Raw genomic sequence first — 400 nt, forward strand, 5'->3', positions numbered from 1 at the left:
GAATTATACCGTGTGACTCTAGTGCTGCTCTGAATGCATCATCCGTTAAAACCTGTGCTAACTTTTCTGAAATTGATTTGTCACAATGAGGGTCAAATAATGCGTCTTTATGCCCAACTACCTCCGGTAGGCTGGTAATATTTGAAGCAATAACAGATTTCCCACATGACATTGCCTCTAGAGCAGGCAATCCAAAACCCTCATGCCAGGATGGAAAAATAAAAGTCTTGCAAAGATTGTATAAGCCTACTAAGTCTTCTTCTGAAACAAATCCTGTGAGGATTATTTCATTCTCTGCAATGCCGTGTGCGGTTGCTCGTGTATTGAGCCGTACTCGATGTGTAGAGTTTATAGAGCAAACAATTGCTAATTGATGATTTTCTCTGATTTTGCTTGATAT

1 protein-coding gene is annotated in these 400 nt (G+C 39.8%); it reads right to left on the reverse strand.

The window, feature by feature from the left end; genetic code table 11:
* On the reverse strand, positions 1-400 hold a 400-nt coding region (locus JHD59_RS22330; RefSeq protein WP_199155880.1), incomplete at both ends, for a glycosyltransferase.

The organism is Chromobacterium sp. ASV23 (assembly GCF_016428945.1).
Classification (GTDB): domain Bacteria; phylum Pseudomonadota; class Gammaproteobacteria; order Burkholderiales; family Chromobacteriaceae; genus Chromobacterium; species Chromobacterium sinusclupearum.